This is a genomic window from Pseudomonas sp. S12(2018) (assembly GCF_024355235.1).
Taxonomy (GTDB): domain Bacteria; phylum Pseudomonadota; class Gammaproteobacteria; order Pseudomonadales; family Pseudomonadaceae; genus Aquipseudomonas; species Aquipseudomonas palmensis.
On record NZ_QLAD01000001.1, the window covers coordinates 94,025 to 114,989 of the forward strand.

A 20,965-nucleotide genomic window follows, 5' to 3' on the forward strand; every position below is an offset into this window, starting at 1 on the left:
AATGGCTGTGCCCAACTCGCACAAGCAATCACCATGACCCCGGACGCCCTCACCCAACACCTGAGCCTGTTTCTCGATGTGCTCGAAAGCGGCAGCTTTTCCGCCGCGGCGCGGCGCCACCCGCTGACCCCTTCGGCGGTGGCCCGACGCATCGATACCCTGGAGGCCGCCGTGGGCAGCCGCCTGTTCGTGCGCAGCACCCATGCGGTACGCCCCACGCCCGCCGGCAATGCATTCGCCGAACGCGCCCGGCGTATCGTCGAAGAGCTGCGTCTGGCCCGCGCCGAGGCCGTGTCGCTGAGCAATGCACCGGAGGGCCTGATCCGCATCGATGCGCCTTCGGCGTTCGGCCGCCGCCACCTGGCACCGGCCATCGCCGATTTTCTGGTGGCGTACCCGGGCCTGGACGTGCAACTGCGCCTGATCGACAGCTTCGTCGACCTGCAGGGCGCGCACCTGGGCGAAGTCGACCTGGTGCTGCGTGCAGGCCCTCTGGCCGATACCCGGCTGGTGGCAACACCGCTGGCGTACATGGTGCGCATTGCCTGCGCCAGCCCCGCCTACCTGCAGGCCCGCGGCGTGCCTGCCAGCCCCTGCGACCTGCCAGAGCACGACGGGCTGGACTGGGATGGCCTGGCCCCACCCTTCGCCTGGCGCTTCGCGGTGGACGGGCAGATGCGTCTGCTGCGCCCCTCGCGCATGCGCATGAGCGCCAACAACGCCGAGACCCTGCTGTTCGGCGCCCTGGCGGGCCTGGGCATCGCGCACCTGCCCACCTGGCTGATCAGCGAGTACCTGCTGCGCGGCGACCTGCTGCCGCTGTTCTGCGAGAACGGGCTGCCCCCGGCCGAAACCAGCGGTGTCTATGCATTGCGCCTTGAACATGAAACGAACTCTCGCAGCCGTTTGCTGCTCGAATTCCTCAAGAGCCGCTTCAGCCCCATCCCTCCCTGGGACCTGGCACTGCAGAGCGAGCTGCGCTGGCAATAGCGCGCATAGCATGCGCGCCACCATTTCATGGACCAGATAGAAAGGAGCCGCATGAACGCCACCTCCAAAGCGCCCGTTTACGATGAGCTGCTGCTCGACAATCAGGTGTGCTTCGCCCTGCACTCCACGTCACTGCTCATGACCAAGGTGTACAAGCCACTGCTGCAGGCACTGGGCCTGACCTACCCGCAGTACCTGGCCATGCTGGTGCTATGGGAGCAGGACGGGCTGACCGTCGGCGAAATCAGCCATCGCCTGCTGACCGACCCCGGCTCGCTCACGCCCTTGCTCAAGCGCCTGGAAGCCGAGGGCCTGCTCAAGCGCACCCGCAGCCGCGAGGACGAGCGCGTGGTGATCGTGCAACTGACTGCCCAGGGGCGTGCCCTGCAAGCGCAGGCACGCTCGATACCGCCGTGCATCCTGGGCGCCAGCGGCCACTCGCTGGAGCGCCTGCAACGCTTGCAGGCCGAGCTGCTGGCGCTGCGCGACAACCTGCAGAACAGCCTCTGACGGCGCCGCAGCCGCGCAGGCAGGGCATAAAAAAACCCGGCCTTGGCCGGGTTTTCGTGTTCGCGCAGATCGCCAGGTTTAAACCTTGGCGCGGCCCTTGTAGGAGCCACCTTCGCGGGTGTCGATCTCGATCCAGTCACCGATCTCGATGAAGTCGGCAACCGACAGCTCGGTACCGTTCTTCAGTTTGGCAGGCTTCATGACCTTGCCGGAGGTATCGCCACGGGCGGAACCTTCGGTGTAGTCGACCTGACGCACGATGGTGGTCGGCAGCTCTACGGAAACCAGGCGGTCTTCGAAGAATACGGCTTCGCACACATCGGTCATGCCTTCTTCAACGAAAGGCAGAACGCTTTCGATGTCTTCGGCGTTCAGCTCGTACATGGTGTAGTCGGTGGTGTCCATGAACGTGTAGGTGTCGCCGCTGATGAAGGACAGGGTCGCTTCTTTGCGGTCGAGGATCACGTCGTCCAGCTTGTCGTCGGCGCTGTAGACGGTTTCGGTCTTGTAGCCGGTCAGCAGGTTTTTCAGCTTGGTCTTCATGATCGCGCTGTTACGGCCCGATTTGGTGAATTCAGCTTTCTGAACCAGCCAAGGGTCGTTGTCGATACGGATCACGGTACCGGGTTTCAGCTCTTTACCAGTTTTCATTGCGAGATATCCGAATTTGGATGGATTTACAAAAATCGAGGCCGCATATCATAGCGAATTTCGACAAAACTGTACCAGCGCCGTGGCAAGGTCCGGCTGAGCGGCCTGCGCGGCGCACCAGCGCTCGGCGTGGGCGCTCAGTTCCGGCCAGTGCGCCAGCAGCTCGCGCCACGCCTGGCCCATGTCGCGATCCATGTTCCAGGCCCGCCACAGCGCCACCAGCGCGGCGGCTGCCGGGGCCGACAAGCCCTGGGTGTAATGGTCCAGAAAGGCCTCGAGCTTTTCCCAGTGGGCGTACTCTTCCTGCACATAGATGTGCCACAGCAGTGGCCGCCCGGCCCACTGAGCACGCACGAACGAGTCCTCGCCGCGCACCGCATTGAACTCGCAGCACCACAGCAGCCGATCATAGTCATCCTGGCTGACGAAGGGCAGGATCTGCACCGTCAGCGCCCCACGCTGCGTCACACTGCCCACCCCCAGCCCGCTCTCGCCCAGCCAGGCCTGCACATCCCCCAGGATGCGCCCCTCGGGCACCAGCAGGTGACTGGGGCGGGTGTCGGCGGCCAGCACATCGAGCCAACTGGCCAGGCCCGGGTTCTCATAGGCGAACAACGAGATCAGCCGTGCACCCTCATGCACCCTCACGCCCAGGCCGCGCAGGAATGCCTGACGGGCCTGCGGGTCGTCTTCGAACGCCTTGCGACGCGTCAGCAACGTGGCTTCGCGCAGCAACCCGCCGGTACCGGGCGTGAACCCCGGAAAGAAGAACACCTTGCGCAGGCCATTGGCCTGGGGCGACGGCAGGCCGTGGCAGCCTTCCACCCAGCCCTCGGCGCTCAAGTACTCCAGGTTCAGCCACACTGCCGGCACGGTGCGGTCCTGCATGGCCTGGACATAGGCCGCTGGCAAGTGGCAGCCGAAGGCGCCGATCACCACGTCCGGCACTGCCGTCGGCTGCCAGTCGGCCGGCCACAGACACACCTCGACGCCTTGCTGCCATTGCTGCCGGGCCTGGGCGTCCGCCTCGGGGCACAGGCGCACGAAGGCCGCCAGTTCATCCACCCACAGGCGCACCGCCACGTCGTGTTCGGCCACCAGTTGCCGGGCCAGGCGCCAGGTGACGCCGATGTCGCCATAGTTGTCGACGACGCAACAGAAGATATCCCAGGTCGGTTTCATGGCAGGCACCTCGCGTTGAGCCGGAAACAAAAAGCGCCGATTGTCCGGGTTAATCATTGCAGACAACAGTAGCGAGGCTGAATAAAACCCGCGCTGCATGCGACAATCGCCGCCATTGTCCTGGCCAGGAGGCTGCCATGTCGTACCGTGCGCGTCGCCGTGAACTGAAAATTTCGCAAAACCCGCTGCAACTGATCCTGTGCGTGGCCATCGGCCTGTGGCTGGGCTTCGTTGCCATCATGCTGACCCTGTGGCTGGGCTGGCAGTACCTGCCCGACCTGCGCCAGCCCCTGCACGAGGTGATCGCCCCGCCCGCGCCGGCCCTGGCGCCGCAGCAGTCGCCGGAGCAGAACCGCATGTTCGAGCAGTACAAGCAGATCCTGCACGATCAGGCGGTGCAGCAGGCCGAGGAGCAGGCCCAGGGCAGCCCGCGCAACCTGTCCAACCCCAGATGCCAGTTCTGGCTGCAACAGAACCGTACCGCCCCCACCGAGAAAAGCCGCGCCAATGTCCTTGAGTTCTGCAACTGAGATGAACAAGACCGACCTGCTGGCGCGCATCATCGAGCGCCTGGGCGTCGACCTCGACGTGGCACAACGTGCTGCGCAGACCGCGTATGAGGCGGCCACTGCCGAGGAGAACATCGCCGAGAACAAGTACGACACCCTCGGCCTGGAAGCCTCGTACCTGGCCACCGGGCAGGCCCGGCGCATGGAGGAGATTCGCCAGGCACGGCTGGCGTACCAGCAACTGACCCTGCGCGACTACGACCCCGAGGCCGGCGTGCAACTGAGCAACCTGGTGCTGCTGGCCGACGAACAGGATCGCCAGCAGCGCGTGTTCCTGGGGCCGGAAGCGGCAGGGCTGAAAATCGGCGAAGGGCAGGCGCTGATCACGGTGATCACCCCGCGCTCACCTTTGGGGCAAAGCCTGATGGGCAAGCTCGAGGGCGACGAGGTGGTGCTGGTACTGGGCAATGGGCGCCAGGTCTACGAACTGGTGGAAGTGCTCTGAAGCACTTCGCTGGCTTGCCAGCAAAGAGGCTGCCACGGCTAATGGCTTGCCCTTGCCGCCAGGTTCTGCTCCAGCAACTGGACGAAGGCCCGCGCCGCTGGCGTCGGGGTGGTCGACCAGATCGCGTACAGGTGGCGCACCGGGGCATCGCACACCGGTACTGCGGCTACGCCCTTGAAGCCTGCGGCGATCCTTGCCGGCACCAGCCCCAGGGCCAGGCCACGCTGCACGAACTTCTCGATCAGGCCGATACTGCCCACCTCGAACTGCACCCGATGACGCACCCCTGCGGCGGCAAATGCCTCGTCGGTCTGTCGACGCGCGCCGCTGCCAGCCTGGAAGTCCACCAGAGGCTGGTCTTCCAGTTGCTCCAGCGCCAGACGCCCGATGCCTGCCAGCGGGTGCTGCAGCGGCAGCACCGCCACCAGCTCCTCGGCCGCCAGCAGGCGCGACGCCACCCCCGCCAGCGGCTCCCCCGGCCAGACGCCGATGAACGCCACATCCAGGCGCCGTTCGCGCACATCGGCAATCAGCAGCTCGCTCTTGCCGATCAGCCAGCGAATGTCCACCTGCGGGTACTGCCCGTGAAAACCGGCCAGCAGGTCCACCAGGTCCAGCTCGGTCAGCGAGCTGATCTCGCCGATGGACAAGCGCCCGCGCACTTCGCCACAGGCTGCGGCCACGTCCTCGGCGATGCGCCGGGTGGCCTCCAGCGCCGTGCGTGCGCTGAGCACGAAGGCTTCGCCGGCAGGTGTAAGGCGCACCCGGCGCGAGCTGCGCTCGAACAGCAAGGTGCCCAGTTGCGACTCCAGGCGCGCCACCTGATGACTCAAAGCCGACTGCACCACATGACAACGTTCGGCCGCACGGGTGAAACTACCGGTATCGGCCACCGCCAGCGCGTATTCGATCTGCTTGAGGTTCATCTTTCCATCTGCACAAGAGATTGATGGGATCTAAACGATTCATTGGCGTCATGCTAGCGCATTTTCGATAATGCACTCCCCTTCCCCCCTGACAACGAGACGGTCCATGGCCCCCGCCACAACTCACCTGAGCCGCGCCCTGATTCTGCTGATGGCAACCGCCACCGGCCTGGCCGTGGCCAGCAACTACTATGCGCAGCCCTTGCTGCACAGCATCGCTCAGCATTTCGGCCTGACCACCGCCACCGCCGGCAGCATCGTGATTGCCGCCCAGCTGAGCTACGGCGCCGGCCTGTTGCTGCTCGCGCCGCTGGGTGACCTGTTCGAACAACGCCGCCTGATCGTCAGCATGATCGCCATCGCCACGGTCGGCCTGCTGATCAGCGCCTTCGCCCCCAGCCTGATGTGGCTGCTGATCGGCACCACCCTGACCGGGCTGTTCTCGGTGGTGGCGCAGGTACTGGTGCCGATGGCCGCCGGCCTGAGCGACCCGTCCGAGCGCGGGCGAGTGGTCGGCACGCTGATGAGCGGTCTGCTGCTGGGCATTCTGCTGGCGCGCACCGCTGCCGGGTTCATGGCGACCCTGGGTGACTGGCGCAGCATCTACCTGCTAGCCGCTGCGCTCATGGCCCTGAGCGCCATCGCCCTGGCCAGGGCCCTGCCCGAGCGCCACCAGCACGCCGGGCTCAAGTACCCCGCACTGATCGGTTCGGTGTTCCGCCTGTTCGTGGATGAGCCGGTGCTGCGCCTGCGCTCGTTGCTGGGGCTGCTGTCGTTCTGCCTGTTCGCGCTGTTCTGGACACCCCTGGCGTTTCTGCTGGCAGCCGAGCCTTACCACTACTCCGATGCGGTGATCGGGCTGTTCGGCCTGGCCGGTGCGGCCGGCGCCCTGGCCGCCAACTGGGCCGGGCGCCTGGCCGACCGCGGCAAGGGCTCGCTGGGCACCACCGTGGGGCTGCTGGCCCTGGTGCTGGCCTGGGTACCGCTGGCCTTCGCCCAGGTGTCGCTCGCCGCCCTGCTGATTGGCGTGCTGGTGCTCGACCTGGCGGTACAGCTGGTGCACGTGAGCAACCAGAACGCGGTGATCGCCCTGCGCCCCGAGGCGCGCAACCGACTCAATGCCGGGTACATCACCTGCTACTTCATCGGTGGCGCACTGGGCTCGCTGCTGGGTACGCAGTTGTTCCAGGCCCACGGCTGGAACGGCATCGTGGTGGCGGGGCTGGTGATCGGCGGCGTGGCGCTGGTGGTGTGGCTGTGGGTGGAGCGCCGCTCGGCTCAGGTGAAGGCCGCGTAACGGCGTTCGCCAGCAAGGCTGGCTCCTACCCGCAGGCCCCCTTCAGGTAACATGGCGCCCCGCCTGCCGGCGCGCCTGTTGCTGGCCCTCAAGGAACCTGCGCATGACCCTGCACCACCCTCGCCTGCCCCTGGGGCTGCTGAGCCTCGGCCTGGCCCTGAGCTCGTCCACCACCCTGGCCGACAGCGGCATCACCCTCGCGCCCCTGAACGTGTCCGATGTGCTCGAGGACGGCTACCAGCCGCGCCAGGCCTCGGTAACCGGCTTTGGCGCGGCGCCGCTGCTCGACACCCCCGCCTCGGTGTCGGTGTTCACCGAACAGTTGCTGCAGGACCGCCAGGTGCGCCTGCTCAGCGAGGTGCTGCAAAGCGATGCCTCGGTCGGCGAGAGCTATGCGCCCATCGGCTACTACGAGAACTTCAACGTGCGCGGCTTCGAACTGGACGCCGCCCACAGCTACACCATCAACGGCCAGACCATCGCCGGCGAGCAGAACGTGGCGCTGGAGAACAAGCAGCAGGTCGAGTTGCTCAAGGGGCTGTCGGGCCTGCAAAGCGGAGTAGCCGAACCCGGCGGGCTGATCAACTATGTGACCAAGCGCCCGCAGGACATCCGTTCGCTCACGGTATCGAGCACGGCCTTGGGCGAGCGCTACATCGCCACCGACCTGGGCGGCTGGTTTGGCAGCGAACGCCAGTTCGGCCTGCGCGCAAACCTGGCCCATGAAGATATCCGCTCCTACGTCGACCATGCCGACGGCCAGCGCGACTTCGCTTCGCTGGCCTTCGACTGGCAAGTGAACCCGGATGCGCTGCTGCAACTGGATGTCGAGTACCAACAGCGCGAGCAGCGCTCGGTGCCCGGCTACCAGTTGCTCGGCGGCAACCGCCTGCCCCACGGCATCGACCCCGATGATCGCCTGGCCTATCAGCACTGGGCCAAGCCGGTGCAGATCGACTCGCTGAACCTGGGCGGTCGCTTCGAATACCGCTTCAGCGACACCTGGACCGGCAGCGTGAGCGCTTCGCGCAGCCGCGTGGTGATCGACGACTACAGCGCGTTCGCCTGGGGCTGCTACGGCGCCGCCAGCTGCGCAGGCTCGAAGGTGCCGAACTACTTCAGCCCCGAGGGCGACTACGACATCTACGACTACCGCAGCCCGGACGATACCCGGCGCACCGACGAGGCACAGGTCACTCTCAACGGCTTGTTTGCCCTGGCGGGCCTGGAGCACGAGCTGACGGTCGGCAGCAGCGCGCAAAGGCGCACTGTCGACCAGCGACCGACGTTCAACGAGTGGATCGGCAGCGGCAACATCTACCAGCCTACGCCGGCACTGGAGCCCTTCGACGGCAGCCCGGGCCACCGCGAACGCCGCCTCGACAGCCGCCAGTACGGCCTGTTCGCCAGCGACCGGATCAGCTTCGACGAACACTGGCAGACGGTACTCGGTGCGCGCGTTGTACGCCTGGACGAGCAGGCCTTTGGTGAAGACGGCAACCTGCGCCGGCATACCCGGCAATATGAACTGCTGCCCAACGCCGCGCTGATCTACAAGCCGCGCGCGGACATTTCGCTGTACGCCAGCTACAGCAAGGGGCTGTCGTCGGGCAATGCCGCGCCGTGGTTCGCGCTCAACAGCCAGGACATCCTGGCCCCCACCACGTCACGCCAGCTCGAACTGGGTATCAAGCGTGAATGGCAGCGCATGAGCCTGAGCGCGGCGCTGTTCCAGCTGCGCCAGGGGTATCAGTATGCCCAGCCGGACGGCAGCGGTGACTTCACCTACGTGCAGCAGGGGCAGCAGAAGAACACTGGCCTGGAGCTGGCGGCCAGCGGCTGGGTAACGTCGAACCTGCAGATCAACGCTAGTGCCGCGGCCATTCGTGCACGGGTCGGCGGCAGCGGCACGCGGGCGTACGACGACCATCAGGCGCTGAACGTGCCGAACCTGCGCGCGGCGCTGCAGGCCGACTACAGCCTCCCGGGTGTACCGGGGTTGGCGCTGCTGGGTGGGGCGCGCTACAGCGCGAGCAAGTATGCCAACCAGGCAGGTACGGTGGCGGTGGGTGGCTATGCGGTGTTCGACATTGGCAGCCGCTATCGCACGCGCATCGGCGGGTATGACACGGTGCTGCGCCTGACAGTGGATAACGTGTTCGATCGGCGCTACTGGAGAGACGCGGGGGAATATCTGGGCGACGGCTACCTGTTTCAGGGCGCGCCGCGAACTGCGCGGGTGTCGGCTGCTGTGAGCTTCTGAGAATGCGTTCGCCGGCAAGGCCGGCTCCTGCACAGGCGTTCGCCTTGCCTGCAGAAGCCAGCCTGGCTGGCGAACAGCGCGCCGCCGATCAGAACGGCTCGCTACCCTCGCGGAACTGCACTTCCAGTATCCCGGCGATTTCGCTCAGGTCGGCCGCCGCGGCCGGGGTGGTGATGAAGCCGCTGTAGCAGTCCTCCAGCGTCGACCAGTTCCACAGCACCAGGCCCTGCTTCTGAAGCTCGGCATGGGCCAGCACCATCAGTTGCGACACGCTGTGGTTTTCCAGGAAGTCTTCATCTTCCGGGTCATCCACGCCAAAGGTCACCTGGGCGTCACGTGCTTCTGCCAGTTGCTGGACGCTTTGCACGAACGACTCGGTGTCCTTCCAGTCGACGTAGAACACCGACTCCCAGTCGGCGATGTCCTTGACCATCCACATCAGTTGCTTGGGATCGTCCTCGAACTCTTCGATGTCATCCTCGTCCAACTCCAGCTCGCGAAACGCCTGAAGATGCTCGGCGGCCATTTCGGGCGTGGGGCTGACAAGAGCAATCAATTGCTCGGCGGCAAGAATCTGCTGTTCGGAAAAGCACTCTGCAAGCATCTGAAACTTCCTTTTCAATGGCCCAACAAAAAGCCCCCGGACTCTTTCAAGTTCGGGGGCTCTTCGCGTATCTGAATATGGCGGTGAAGAAGGGATTCGAACCCTTGATACAGTTTCCTGTATACACACTTTCCAGGCGTGCTCCTTCAGCCACTCGGACACTTCACCGGTTCTCGCCAAGCTGTTCAGCCTGTCGAGGCGCGCTAATGTAGTCGAAAGCACTTTGAATGGCAAAGGTTTTTTTCAGAATATTCATGCGCTTAAGCCAGCAGTGGCAAAGCTGCCAATCTCTGGCGTGGTTCGGCTGTGGTCCATGCACGAAGCCCGTGGTGCCGGGGCCGGCGTGCTGCGCCTGACTCATCGGTCAGCCTTGGTGCTTTACCTGACCGCGGCAGCTGGGTAACGTCAGCCCCACTCCACCTAAAGGAACTCTGTCATGAGTGAGCTGGTTACCTACCAACTGGAAGACGGCATCGCGACGCTGACCCTGAACAACGGCAAGGTCAACGCCATTTCACCGGACGTGATCGCAGCCTTCAACGATGCACTGGACCGTGCCGTGCAGGATCGCGCCGTCGTCATCCTCACCGGCCAGCCGGGCATCCTCTCCGGTGGCTACGACCTCAAGGTGATGACCTCTGGGCCACAGGCCTCCATCGCGCTGGTGACCGCCGGCTCGACGCTCTCCCGGCGCCTGCTGTCGCATCCGTTCCCGGTGATCGTCGCCTGCCCTGGCCACGCCGTGGCCAAGGGTGCATTCCTGCTGCTGTCGGCCGACTACCGCATCGGCGTCGAAGGCCCGTTCCGCATCGGCCTGAATGAAGTGCAGATCGGCATGACCATGCACCACGCCGGCATCGAGCTGGCGCGTGATCGCCTGCGTCGCTCGGCCTTCCACCGCTCGGTCATCAATGCCGAGATGTTCGACCCGGCCAGTGCCGTGGATGCCGGCTTCCTCGACAAGGTGGTGCCGGTGGAGCAGTTGCACGCAACCGCCCTGGCAGCGGCGCAGCAACTCAAGACCATCAACATGAACGCGCACAAGAAGACCAAGCTCAAGGTGCGCAAGGCGCTGCTGGACCTGCTGGACGACGCGATCATTCGCGACCAGGAACACCCGGTCTGATAGCGGGTCGCGCCATTCGCCGGCAAGGCCGGCTCCTGCAGGGGACGCAACCGTTGCAGGAGCCGGCCTTGCCGGCGAAGCTTTAAGTTTGCCCCGGGCTGTGCACAACCGTACACTGCGCCGCGTTTTGTCCGGGGTTAACCACAATGCTGTTTCTGATCCGCATGCCCCTCCTGGGCCTGCATTTTGTTCTGGTAGGCATACTGGGTGTGCTCATCGGCCTGTGTCGGCCTTTCAACCCCGACAACAGCCGCGTGTTCGCGCGCCTGTATGGCTGGCCCGCCACCTGGCTGATGCGCCTGCAGGTACAGGCCGAAGTCGGCCCGCTGTTCGACCAGCCCCCGGGCTGCGTGATCGTGGCCAACCACCAATCCAACCATGACCTGTTCGTGCTCGGTCACGTGGTGCCGCCGCGCACGGTGTGCATCGGCAAGAAGAGCCTCAAATGGATCCCCCTGTTCGGCCAGCTGTTCTGGCTGGGCGGCAATGTGCTGGTCGATCGCAGCAACGCCTACCAGGCCCGACGCGCCATGCAGACCACCACCCGCACCCTGCAGGAACAGGACACCTCGATCTGGGTATTCCCCGAGGGCACGCGCAACGCCGGCGATCGGTTGCTGGCCTTCAAGAAGGGCGCGTTCCACATGGCCATCGAAGCCGGCGTGCCCATCGTGCCGGTGTGCGTGAGCCGCTACGCCAGGCGCCTGAACCTCAACGGCTGGCGCAAGCAGAAGGTGATCATCCGCTCGCTGGCGCCGATCTCCACCACCGGCATGACCCACCAGGATGTTCCCGCCCTGGCCGAGCAGTGCCGCGAACAGATGCAACGCTGCATCGACCTGATGGAAAAAGAATTGCAGGCCAGCCGCGCAGTTGCCGATTTGTCGTAGTCATACCAAGCTAGGGGCATGACAACGGGGGAAAGGCACAACCATGGGTCGAGTCGTAGCGGCAGCGGTCTACAGCGCCGGTAGAAAAGTCACCAACATCAGCCTCGACGAGGGCGCCGAGTGGGCCAGCAAACCGGGGCACTTCGTGTGGATCGGGCTGGAAGAGCCCTCCGCGCAGGAACTGGCCAATCTGCAGCGCCAGTTCAACCTGCATGAACTGGCAATCGAGGATGCGCTGGAAAAGCACAGCCGGCCCAAGCTTGAAACCTTCGGCGATGCCTTGTTCATCGTGACCTATTCGCCGGTACGCCAGGACGGCAGGCTGGAGTTCATCGAAACGCATATCTTTGCCGGCAACGGCTACATCATCACCTGCCGCAACGGCCACTCCAAATCCTATGCCCTGGTACGCCAGCGCTGCGAGGCCCGGCCGCTGCTGCTCGAGCACGGCGAAGACTTCGTGCTGTATGCACTGCTCGACTTCGTCACTGAAAACTACCAGCCGGTGAGCGAGGCGATTCACAGCGAGATCGAAGAGCTGGAAAACAACGTACTCAGCAGTTCGCTGCAGGAAGACGATATCCGCCGCCTGCACGGCCTGCGTCGCGACATCCTGCGCCTGCGCCGCTATGTGGCACCGATGGTCGAGATCAGCGAAGAGCTGCAGCGCCTGGCCTTCCCCTTCATCGACAAGAACATGCGCCCGTATTTTCGCGACGTGCAGATCCACGTGACGCGGCAGATGGAAGACCTGTCGAGCATCCGCGACATCGCCAGCCAGACCATCGAGATCGGCATGCTGCTGGAGTCGTCACGCCAGAGCATCACCCAGCGCAAGTTCGCCGCCTGGGCGGCGATCCTGGCCTTCCCCACCGCCGTGGCGGGCATCTACGGGATGAACTTTCAGAACATGCCGGAGCTGAGCTGGCACTACGGCTACTTCACCGTGCTGGGGGTCATCGCCCTGGGCTGCACGGCACTGTTCGCCAGCTTCAAGCGCTCCGGCTGGCTGTAGGCCTCAGGCCGCGCTGCCCTGTGGCTTGTGCGCGACAAAGCGCATCATCCACTCGGCCACCGTGGTGCCCTGGTGTTGCTGGTCGAGGCTGGCCACGCCCTTGCTGTAGACCTCCGGGCCCAGGTGCTGCTGGCGCAGCTCGAGCAAGGCACGGGAATAGTCGTGGATGAACTCGGGGTGGCCCTGGAAGCACAGCACCTGGTCGCCAATGTGATAGGCGGCATAGGGGCAGAAGTCGCTGGAGGCGATCACCGTGGCGTTTTCGGGCAACTGGGTAACCTGGTCCTGGTGGCTGATCAGCAGGGTCAGTTCCTCCACCTGCGGGCTCATCCACGGCGCCTTGGCCGCCATCACGTAGCGGTGGGTTCCCACCCCCCAGCCCTGGTGCGCGCGCTCGCTGCGCCCGCCCAGCAACAGGGCCAGCAACTGGTGGCCGAAGCATACGCCCAGCAGCTTGTCGCCGCGCTTGTAGCGGTCCAGCAGAAAGGTCTTGAGCCTGGCGATCCACGGGTCGTCGCCAAACGAGTCGGCCTTGCTGCCGGTCACCAGGTAGGCGTCGAACACCTCGTCGTCGTCGGGGTATTCACCGTTCATCACGTTGTACACGCGAAACTCGGCGGCAATCGGCTGATGGGTGAACAGGTGCTCGAACATCCGTCCGTAGCCCTGATACTGATCGACCAGCTCGGGTCGCAGGACATCGGTTTCCAGGATGCAGATGCGTAACGACATAGATTTAGTCCCGAACGACATGAGGCACAAAGTGTCGCTAGAGCCTGCCGCGAATGGCGCTCGGAGGCAAGTGTTCACTCGGACGAACGGTCACACTGCGCAGGCCATGCCCCGGAGCGCACGCACGTGTCTAGCTGAAGGGATGGTCGCCGGATGGCCCTTGGCCTCATAGCCGTAGTGCCTTAGAACCCACCATTTAATACGAAAGCGTTCTAAAACACGGGTGACGTTGGCCCTAATGTTAGTTGTATATCGAAGCAAAGCAGGTCCGATGCGGGGGCAACGCGGACATTTCGACAGCGCTCGCGGGTTATCACGGACCCTGGCCAAGGACGCCACACGGCATTCAGGAATAACAACAAAAAGGCAGACCGCCATGTTCAAGCACTCCAAAGTACGTCAAGCCGGCCTCATCCTCTTCGCCACGACGCTGCTGCTGATCGTGCCCAACCTCACACGACTGTTCGGCTGAAGCCCACCCGTTCTGTAACCAGGCATCATCGCAACGCTGGTGTATCCTGCCGGCCTGAATGGTTGGAGAGCACCCGATGCGTCATTGCCTTGCCCTGATCCTGCTGTTGAGCCTGCCCCTGCACGCCGCACAGCTGACCCTGAACCTGGGCGGCGCCGAGCGCCAGTGGAGCACCGCTCAACTGCTGGCTCACCCGCAGGCGCGGGATATCCGCATCGACGGTGACGTTTCCTACAAGAAGACCATGCACTACCGCGCCGTGCCCATGGTGGCGCTGCTGGAGGGCGTAGCCCCCGGCGATCATCTGCAGGCCGTGGCGCTGGATGGCTTTGCCGCCGAACTGCCCGCTGCCCCGTTGCTCGGCAACGGCCCGGCACGCGCCTGGCTGGCCATCGAGGACCCCGCCCACCCATGGCCAGCCCTGAGCAAGGGCAAAGGCAGCGCCGGGCCCTTCTACCTGGTGTGGACCCAACCGCAGGCAGGCCGGATCAGCCCCGAACAATGGCCTTTCCAGCTTGCCACCATTCGCCGCCTGGCCCCTGTGGCATCGCGCTTCCCGGCACTGCTGCCAGACCCGCAACTGCGTGAAAACGACCCGGTCAACCTGGGCTTTGCCGTGTTTCAGAAAAACTGCCTGGCCTGCCACCGACTCAACGGTGCCGGCGATGCGCAGTTCGGGCCCGACCTGAACCTGCCCTTCAACCCCACCGAGTACTTCCAGCCGGCGTTCTTGCGCCGTTACATCCGCAACCCGCAAAGCCTGCGCCAGTGGCCACAGGCGCGCATGCCCGGCTTTGCCGAAACGGTGATCAGCGACGCAGAACTGGACCAGTTGCTGGGGTACCTGGCGCACATGGCCAGCCGCAAGCGGTCCGGGGTGGAAGTACCCTGAAAATGGATGGGGGCGGCATGGCCGCCCCGCGGATACACAGGTTCAGGCGAGCAGTCGCTCCTGCTTGACGCCCCAGCCCTGTATCTGGCCGCCCAAAGGGGAAACTGCCAGCTCGAAGTCATGCTCGAACTCGCCGATGCCGCCATAGGTGGCGAACATCAGTTTGCTCAACTCCAACTGCCACCCCTCGTCGCTTTCGCGTACCTGGGTGTTGATCGATTCACCACGAAACTTGCCTGCGGCCCTGCGCGCCCGCTCCTCGTCCGGGAACACCGCATAGAACTCGATGGGATGGATCTGGGCAAAATCGAAACCGCCTTCTTTCATGCGGCGTAGAACCGTGCTGCTGATGTCCTCATACGGGCTGCTCATGAATCGTCCTCCTCGTCGCGATGGATAGACTTTCAGTGCATTACGCACTGACCCACCCTGCCAAACGTGGGTGGGCAACTCGAGCGGATGTAGCGGATGCAGCGATGGTTTAAGGGAAAAGGGCCGGCTGGGTAAATAACCCGTGACCCTGGCTGCAGACTAGCGCCAATCACCAGGGTATGCCAGTAGCGCGAGCGCTCAGGGCTGTTCTTTGATTTCCTTGATCTCCACGCCGCTGTCCTGCTTCAGCCATTCGGCAGTGGGCATCGACACGCGGCCCTCGAAATCATTGAGGTCCGCCTTGTCCACGACAGGATAGAGGTGGGCGCGAATCACCCGAGCCGCCTCTTCGATACTGGGCTGCTGCTCGGCGTCAAACGACAGCGAGGTCCTTTCGCCTTTCTGGTCAACAAAGGTAATTACCCACGCTTTCATTGGATTCTCCTCAGTAACGCGACTCAGGGTGAATCAGCCTTACCTTCCGTTGACCCCGCGCCTGAGCGGTTGTTCAGTCGGCCTGCGGCGCAAAACGATGGCCGCCCGGCAGCGCCCGGATGCTTTTCAGGGTCTGCAGCATATCGACGCGGGTGCGCTCGAACGCAAGCTGCGGCTGGGAATGATCATCGAGCACCGTCAGCCCCACGCCAGGCTGGTATCCAGTGGGCGGAGCGTCGCCGTCGAGCGTGAACGTTTCGTAATCCACCGGCTTGTGGTACGCATCATAGGCCTTGTAGCGCGCACCGCGAAGGTTGCCGTCGAGGGCGCCGACAAGCACGCGCAGCGGGCCGAACATGTCGGTCTGGACGAGCGTCGGAAACCGCCTGGAAATCACCTGCTCCAACAGCTTCGGCATGAAATCGGCGTCTTTCCTGATCTCGCGCCCCATGCTCAGGCGGTGCAGCAGGTGCGGGTTGCCCACGGGGTTGAAGCCCAGCGTTATCGAATGATGCGGGGCGCCATCGTCGGCAATGAACCCGAACGGCAGGCAAAAGCCGCGCTGCTGCGGGATTTCGTATTGCTCGCGGGTTCGAAAGGCCGCCAGCAAGGCACGCGCCCTGGGCTCGACACGTTCCAGTGAGACCGGTACGCCGGCAGCGTCCGACCCTGCATGAAATACAAAGCGATAGATGCGCTGGTTACGCCAGAGATGGGCCGTCATCTCACCCGGCACCCAGTCGGCGAACGTATCTGCTATCCCCAGGTCCAGAAAGCGCTCTTGCTCGAACAATGCGTCGGTCGGCCACTTGGCCTGTTCCTCGAGATAAGCTGCGCGTTCAGCCTCCAGTTTGACGGTGGGGCGCCCCGTGGCCGAGAACTCGCGGATCATGTCGTTGAGTACGAACAACTCGGTGCTCACCCAGTTGATTCGCGTAATGGTGTCGTCCAGGGCGCGATGCTGTTCAAGCAACGCGGAATAGTCTTCGTCGTCAGCCTTTTTTGCATCGATCTGGGCTTGCAGCGCGTCGATCTGCGCACGTACCACGCGTGTTTGCGCCGAACCGCGATCAGGCCCGTGGATAAGCTGCAGGCGATCGAAGACATTGCGATCCGTCACGGGGCTGACTTCGATCTTCACCAGGTAGGTCTGCTCGGGTGTCACGCCCTCGCCATACATGATCTGCTGGCCACCCGGGGCGATGGTTGGGCGCACGGGGTCGAAGTCCGGCTTTTGCCAGTAGCCCCCGGCAAGGTGCCAGGCAATCTCCTTGGGCACATCGAACTGCACCCGCCCCATGCACTCGGTACGCCAACCCGGCGGCGTCTGGTAATCCGGCTCACCCAGCGCCGACAGGGGCGCTGCCAGCAACGCCAGCCACATCCAGCTCATGTGTAACGACTTCATGTACGTTTCCTTTTCTGTGCCACTTGCGGTGCGTTCGGCAGGGCCTGCACCTGCCCCAGTATCTCGACGGCTTCTGTCTCCAACAGCTTCAGGCTCAGGCCGTCGCGGCTGTGCAACTGGTCCACCTGCAGGATCATCGAAGGAACGGGCGTGGCGCCCAGGTGCGCTGCGCGCAGCTGGAATGTTTCGCGGCGATCCGTTTCGTGTTCGAGGTACCACTTGGTCAGCGTGGTGGTTTGCAGGATGGTCATCTGCCCCAGCTGGAACTGGCGTTCCGGCAGTTGCTCAAGTACGGGGAAATCAGCGCGATCGAGCGACAGGTCGGCGGCCCGCCGGGCCTCGAACTGCTCGCGCAGCGACTGGCTGGCCACCTGAAGGTCGTAGCGGACCGCCTCCTGGTGCCGCCCGAACCACGCGGCGCGCACCACATAGGGGGCTGTGCCGTCATCGGCCAGAAAGCCGAACGGCAGGCATATACCCGGTTGCCGAGGCACTTCGAAGGCGGCGCGTGGACGCAAGGCGGCGAGCACACGGCGCACATGCGGGTCCAGCCGCTGCAGCACCTGCTCGTTGCTCACTCCACGTTCGATGTAACCGAAGTTGAGCTTGTAGACGCGCGACTGGCGCCACAGCACCACGGTCAACCCATGCTCGTTGTACACCGCATAGCCATCCTCCAGGGCAAAGTCCGGCAGGACTTGCCACTTGAAGCGATCGGAGACGGGGTACCCCGCGTCTTCACGGTTGAGCCGCTCAAGCCGCGCCTGCAGCGTGTCCACTGGCCAGCCCTTGCCCGCGAAGTCGGCGATCATCGCCTCGAGCGACGCCCGCTCACCGGGGATCTTGTCGATGCGCTCGAAGGTGCGCGCTAGTGCCTTGTACCGTTCGTTCAAGGCGTAGTACTCGCTCGGCTTCTGGGCCTTTAGGTACGGGGTCATCAGGTTCCCGATGCGTGTCTGCTCGGCCATGATGTACTCGCCCTGCGCATTGGCCCGGCTCAGGACCAGACGATCCTTGAGGCGGTCGTACAGCTCACGGGTAGTGAGCGGGCTCACATCGATGGTGACCAGGTGCGATTCCCCGGAGAACACCGGCGCGCCATAGTCGGCCTGCCACGTATCGCCACCAGGCATGAAGCGGGCGAACGGCTCGCCCAGGCGAAGACCGCTCATTTGCCACTCCAGGCTGGCCGGTACCACAATGCGCGAGCGCCCTACACATTCCTGAGCCATCTGGGGCGCAGGCGATACGGCATCAGCCACCGCCTGGATCGAATGGCACAGGCAAACCAGCAACACGAACACACGCACGCAAACATCCTTTTTGCGGGACCGCTGTCGGCCCCTCTTGCTGAGGCGCGTGATTTGAGCACCCACAGCCCGAAAAGCCAAGACCCCGGCAAGCCGGGGTCCTGGTCAGTGCAACAGCCCGTGCGTCATTGCGGCGTGCTGTGAGTCACGCCGGCAGTGTTGTCCAGCAGGCTCTTGGTCGCGGTCTGGATGTAGGACTCCAGCTTGCGGCTCAATTGTGCCTGGTCCGGGCTTTCGATCACCTCGGCCTTGAAGTTGGCCCCAAGCTGGTAACGGTACATGCGCGGCGACATGTCCTTGGACTGGATCAGAATGCGATCGCCCTGCACCAGGCCGACGATCTGCTCACTGCCCGATGGCTTGATCATGCCGATGCCTTCATCACCGGCCGGCAGGTTGAGCAGGTCACGCCCCCAGCACTGATGACGGGTTTCGCCCCCCAGTCGGCCCATGATGGTCGGCACGATGTCGACCTGGGTGCCCACGGTGTGGCTGACCGCACCGAACTTTTCCTGGATGCCCGGCGCAATCAGCAGCAGCGGCACGTTGAAGCGGCCCAGGTCCAGCTCGGTGACCTGCTGGGCATTGCCGAAGCCGTGGTCGCCGACGATCACGAACAGGGTTTCCTTGAAGTACGGCTCCTTGCGCGCCTTCTCGAAGAACTGGCCCAGCGCCCAGTCCGAGTAGCGCATGGCGGTCAGGTGCTCGTTCAGGCGGCCCTGGTCGGTCACCGGCTGCACCGGCAGGTCCTTGGGCAACGCATACGGAGTGTGGTTGGACAGGGTCTGCAGCAGGGCATAGAACGGCTTCTTGCCATAGTTGTGCGCAAGCTCCTGTGCGCCGCGGTCGAACATGTCCTGGTCGGACACCCCCCACGTCGGGTCGGAGAACACCGGGTTGACGAAGTCATTGCGGCCGATGAAGGTGGTCATGCCCTGGTTGCCGAAGAACCCGGACTGGTTGTCCCAGGCGAAGTCGCCGTTGTAGACGTACACGTCGTCATAGTCGCGGGCGCTGAGCAGCGCCGGCAGGCCGGACAGCTTGTGGCCGCCTTCCGGCGTCTGCATCAGGTATTCGAAGCCTGGCAGGTTCGGGAAGCAGGCCATGGTGGCGAACATGCCCTGGTGGGTATGGGTGCCGTTGGAGAAGAAACGGTCGAACAGCAGACCTTCCTTGGCCAGCTTGTCGAAGTACGGGGTGATGTTGGTGGTACTGCCCAGCGCGCCCACCGAGTGGCCGGCGAAGCTCTCCATCAGGATTACCACGACGTTCTTGATCGGCAGGCTGTTGGCCGCAGGCGGGGTGAAGTCACGGCGGATCGCCGCACTGTCGGCATCCACCAGCTGGTCGTGCTCGGTCAGGATCATGTCGCGCACGGTCTGCTGGGCCTGGCTCTGGTCGAGGGTAGCCTTCCAGATGTTGCCGCGGTCTTCGCCAAAACGGCTGTGGGCGGCGTCGATCAGGGTCAGGGTGCCGTTAAGGCCCAACTGGTTGACGAAATTGGAGTCGGTAGTGAACGCGTCACCCCAACGCATCGGCGGGCCCTGGCGCAAGGTGCCACGGGCGGCGATCACGGCCACCAGCAGGATCACCACGAATACCGCGCCACGCAGGTACCAGGGCGCCACGCTGCGCAGGCCGGCGACGTTGCTGGAGTACTCGCCGCGCGGGCGGGTAAGACAGTCGATGCCCTTGAACAGCAGGCTCAGCACCCAGGTGCCAAAGGCCCAGGCCAGCAGGTAGCGCACCACCGGAAAACCGTACCAGAGCATGCTCAGAACGGTCTTGGGGTCTTCCTTCACATACTGGAACACCAGGCCGTTGAGGCGCTGGTGAAACTCGCGGTAGAAGTCCATCTCCATCAGGCCGAGGAACATCACCACGCTGGAAGCCAGGGTCAGCCATACGCGAAACAGGCCACGGGCGGCCATGGCGCGAGCGCTGAGGATCGCCAGCAGCAGCGGAATGCTCAGGTACACCACCACGCGCAGGTCGAAGCGCAGGCCGTTGAAAAAGCCTTCAGCGACGGTCGAGAGCGGGGTGTCACCGATCATGTCGCTGTTGTAGAGCAGCAGCGCCAGGCGCACGAGGCTCAGCATCAGCATGATCACCAGGCCGCACAGCAAGGTATAGGCGAGGTGTGATTTGAGCGTTGGTTGCAGCAACGGGCGCGAAGCGGCTCGCTGATGACTCAAGGCATCCGTGTTAGCCATGGACAGGAAGATCCCTAGGGTTCAGATTTTTATGAGGGCCGGGACATTGCGTGGCCCTTGGACGAACGGAAATTCGCGCGCGGATTGTCAGCAATCGAATGTGAAAATTATGTTGAAAACCGCGCCTCGAACAATAGCTCAGTGTTCGGGTATCGTGTGGGCCAGACATGCCCGGAGCCACTCACCATGTACTTTCGCTACCACCCCAGCCCTATCGGCCAGTTGCTGCTGGCCGGTGATGAACAAGGTCTGCACCTGCTGCACATGGACAGCGCCCACCCCTGGCAACTGGCCGAAAGCTGGCAGCCGGCGGGCGCGCAGCTGGATACGGTAGCGCGACAGCTCGATGAGTATTTCGAAGGCCGGCGCCAGCGTTTCGAGCTACCCCTGGCACCACGGGGTACCGAATTTCAACGTGCAGTGTGGTGGGCGCTGCAGCAGATTCCGTATGGCACCACCACCAGCTATGCACAACTGGCGCAGCGCGTCGGGCGGCCGAAGGCGATACGCGCGGTAGGCACGGCCAACGGCGCCAACCCGGTGGCGGTGATCGTGCCGTGCCACCGGGTGATTGGCAGCGACGGCAGCCTGACCGGGTTTTCAGGTGGCCTGGAGCGCAAGCAGCAGTTGTTGCAGCTTGAGGGCGCCTGGTTGATCTGAGCC

At 64.1% G+C, this 20,965-nt stretch carries 22 protein-coding genes and 1 tRNA gene; 11 read left to right on the forward strand and 12 right to left on the reverse strand.

Annotated elements, in window-relative coordinates:
- Window positions 1-33 precede the first annotated feature (33 nt).
- Both DN388_RS00470 and DN388_RS00475 read left to right on the forward strand, forming a co-directional pair.
- Window positions 34-990 carry a LysR family transcriptional regulator gene (locus DN388_RS00470; RefSeq protein ID WP_054915829.1) on the forward strand — a complete coding sequence of 319 codons (957 nt, stop codon included), beginning with the start codon at window positions 34-36 and terminating at the stop codon, window positions 988-990.
- A gap of 51 nt (window positions 991-1,041) precedes the next feature.
- Window positions 1,042-1,500, forward strand: coding sequence for a MarR family winged helix-turn-helix transcriptional regulator (locus tag DN388_RS00475; RefSeq protein WP_043862734.1), 459 nt, complete (start codon window positions 1,042-1,044; stop codon window positions 1,498-1,500).
- Window positions 1,501-1,578: 78 nt separating this feature from the next.
- Here DN388_RS00475 and DN388_RS00480 read toward each other — a convergent pair whose 3' ends face one another.
- Both DN388_RS00480 and earP read right to left on the reverse strand, forming a co-directional pair.
- Window positions 1,579-2,151 carry an elongation factor P gene (locus DN388_RS00480; RefSeq protein ID WP_043862733.1) on the reverse strand — a complete coding sequence of 191 codons (573 nt, stop codon included), beginning with the start codon at window positions 2,149-2,151 and terminating at the stop codon, window positions 1,579-1,581.
- 48 nt (window positions 2,152-2,199) lie between these two features.
- Window positions 2,200-3,333: an elongation factor P maturation arginine rhamnosyltransferase EarP gene (earP, locus tag DN388_RS00485; RefSeq protein ID WP_043862732.1), complete on the reverse strand. Its 1,134-nt coding sequence runs from the start codon at window positions 3,331-3,333 to the stop codon at window positions 2,200-2,202.
- Window positions 3,334-3,470: 137 nt separating this feature from the next.
- On the opposite strand from earP, the gene DN388_RS00490 reads away from it, so the two are divergent.
- A complete protein-coding gene (locus DN388_RS00490; protein WP_058541059.1) occupies window positions 3,471-3,863 on the forward strand; it encodes a hypothetical protein in 393 nt (130 codons plus the stop codon).
- 1 nt (window position 3,864) lies between these two features.
- The gene (locus tag DN388_RS00495) at window positions 3,865-4,347 is read left to right on the forward strand and encodes a GreA/GreB family elongation factor (protein WP_043862730.1); all 483 of its coding nucleotides are present in this window, start codon (window positions 3,865-3,867) and stop codon (window positions 4,345-4,347) included.
- 38 nt (window positions 4,348-4,385) lie between these two features.
- Here DN388_RS00495 and DN388_RS00500 read toward each other — a convergent pair whose 3' ends face one another.
- Entirely contained in the window at window positions 4,386-5,273 is an 888-nt protein-coding gene (locus tag DN388_RS00500; RefSeq protein ID WP_054915830.1) for a LysR family transcriptional regulator, read from the reverse strand.
- Between the two features lie 106 nt (window positions 5,274-5,379).
- Between DN388_RS00500 and DN388_RS00505 the strand changes: the two genes are divergently transcribed.
- Both DN388_RS00505 and DN388_RS00510 read left to right on the forward strand, forming a co-directional pair.
- On the forward strand, window positions 5,380-6,570 hold the full coding sequence (locus DN388_RS00505) for an MFS transporter (RefSeq protein ID WP_043862728.1): 1,191 nt from the start codon (window positions 5,380-5,382) through the stop codon (window positions 6,568-6,570).
- 103 nt (window positions 6,571-6,673) lie between these two features.
- A complete protein-coding gene (locus DN388_RS00510) occupies window positions 6,674-8,833 on the forward strand; it encodes a TonB-dependent siderophore receptor (protein ID WP_104572088.1) in 2,160 nt (719 codons plus the stop codon).
- Window positions 8,834-8,921: 88 nt separating this feature from the next.
- Here DN388_RS00510 and DN388_RS00515 read toward each other — a convergent pair whose 3' ends face one another.
- The 3 genes from DN388_RS00515 to DN388_RS00525 form a co-directional block, all read right to left on the reverse strand.
- Window positions 8,922-9,437 (reverse strand): hypothetical protein, encoded by a 516-nt coding sequence (locus DN388_RS00515; RefSeq protein WP_043862726.1) that lies wholly within the window; start codon window positions 9,435-9,437, stop codon window positions 8,922-8,924.
- A gap of 78 nt (window positions 9,438-9,515) precedes the next feature.
- Window positions 9,516-9,605, reverse strand: a tRNA-Ser gene (locus DN388_RS00520).
- Window positions 9,601-9,798: a hypothetical protein gene (locus DN388_RS00525; protein WP_143516616.1), complete on the reverse strand. Its 198-nt coding sequence runs from the start codon at window positions 9,796-9,798 to the stop codon at window positions 9,601-9,603. Before DN388_RS00525 ends, DN388_RS00520 begins: the two co-directional genes overlap by 5 nt.
- Window positions 9,799-9,873: 75 nt before the next feature.
- Between DN388_RS00525 and DN388_RS00530 the strand changes: the two genes are divergently transcribed.
- The 3 genes from DN388_RS00530 to DN388_RS00540 all read left to right on the forward strand — a co-directional run bounded on the left by DN388_RS00530 (window position 9,874) and on the right by DN388_RS00540 (window position 12,468).
- The gene (locus DN388_RS00530) at window positions 9,874-10,563 is read left to right on the forward strand and encodes a crotonase/enoyl-CoA hydratase family protein (RefSeq protein WP_043862725.1); all 690 of its coding nucleotides are present in this window, start codon (window positions 9,874-9,876) and stop codon (window positions 10,561-10,563) included.
- Window positions 10,564-10,709: 146 nt separating this feature from the next.
- Window positions 10,710-11,453, forward strand: coding sequence for a 1-acyl-sn-glycerol-3-phosphate acyltransferase (locus DN388_RS00535; protein WP_043862724.1), 744 nt, complete (start codon window positions 10,710-10,712; stop codon window positions 11,451-11,453).
- A 43-nt stretch (window positions 11,454-11,496) separates the two neighbouring features.
- Complete coding sequence (locus tag DN388_RS00540; RefSeq protein ID WP_043862723.1) at window positions 11,497-12,468, forward strand: magnesium and cobalt transport protein CorA; 972 nt, start codon at window positions 11,497-11,499, stop codon at window positions 12,466-12,468.
- Window positions 12,469-12,471: 3 nt separating this feature from the next.
- On the opposite strand, the gene DN388_RS00545 is transcribed toward DN388_RS00540, so the two are convergent.
- Window positions 12,472-13,200, reverse strand: coding sequence for an amidotransferase (locus tag DN388_RS00545; RefSeq protein ID WP_043862722.1), 729 nt, complete (start codon window positions 13,198-13,200; stop codon window positions 12,472-12,474).
- A 548-nt stretch (window positions 13,201-13,748) separates the two neighbouring features.
- Here DN388_RS00545 and DN388_RS00550 point away from each other — a divergent pair.
- Entirely contained in the window at window positions 13,749-14,564 is an 816-nt protein-coding gene (locus DN388_RS00550; protein ID WP_254996319.1) for a cytochrome c, read from the forward strand.
- 42 nt (window positions 14,565-14,606) lie between these two features.
- Here the strand turns inward: DN388_RS00550 and DN388_RS00555 are convergent, their stop codons facing one another.
- The 5 genes from DN388_RS00555 to DN388_RS00575 all read right to left on the reverse strand — a co-directional run bounded on the left by DN388_RS00555 (window position 14,607) and on the right by DN388_RS00575 (window position 20,302).
- Entirely contained in the window at window positions 14,607-14,936 is a 330-nt protein-coding gene (locus DN388_RS00555; protein WP_043862720.1) for a ribonuclease E inhibitor RraB, read from the reverse strand.
- A gap of 198 nt (window positions 14,937-15,134) precedes the next feature.
- On the reverse strand, window positions 15,135-15,371 hold the full coding sequence (locus tag DN388_RS00560; RefSeq protein WP_043862719.1) for a hypothetical protein: 237 nt from the start codon (window positions 15,369-15,371) through the stop codon (window positions 15,135-15,137).
- 73 nt (window positions 15,372-15,444) lie between these two features.
- Complete coding sequence (locus DN388_RS00565) at window positions 15,445-16,779, reverse strand: T6SS immunity protein Tli4 family protein (protein ID WP_254996320.1); 1,335 nt, start codon at window positions 16,777-16,779, stop codon at window positions 15,445-15,447.
- Complete coding sequence (locus DN388_RS00570; protein WP_254996323.1) at window positions 16,776-17,951, reverse strand: hypothetical protein; 1,176 nt, start codon at window positions 17,949-17,951, stop codon at window positions 16,776-16,778. The genes DN388_RS00565 and DN388_RS00570 overlap by 4 nt, the downstream gene beginning before the upstream one ends.
- Before the next feature lie 263 nt (window positions 17,952-18,214).
- Window positions 18,215-20,302: an LTA synthase family protein gene (locus DN388_RS00575; protein ID WP_254996324.1), complete on the reverse strand. Its 2,088-nt coding sequence runs from the start codon at window positions 20,300-20,302 to the stop codon at window positions 18,215-18,217.
- Window positions 20,303-20,488: 186 nt separating this feature from the next.
- Between DN388_RS00575 and DN388_RS00580 the strand changes: the two genes are divergently transcribed.
- Entirely contained in the window at window positions 20,489-20,962 is a 474-nt protein-coding gene (locus tag DN388_RS00580) for a methylated-DNA--[protein]-cysteine S-methyltransferase (RefSeq protein ID WP_054915836.1), read from the forward strand.
- Window positions 20,963-20,965 lie beyond the last annotated feature (3 nt).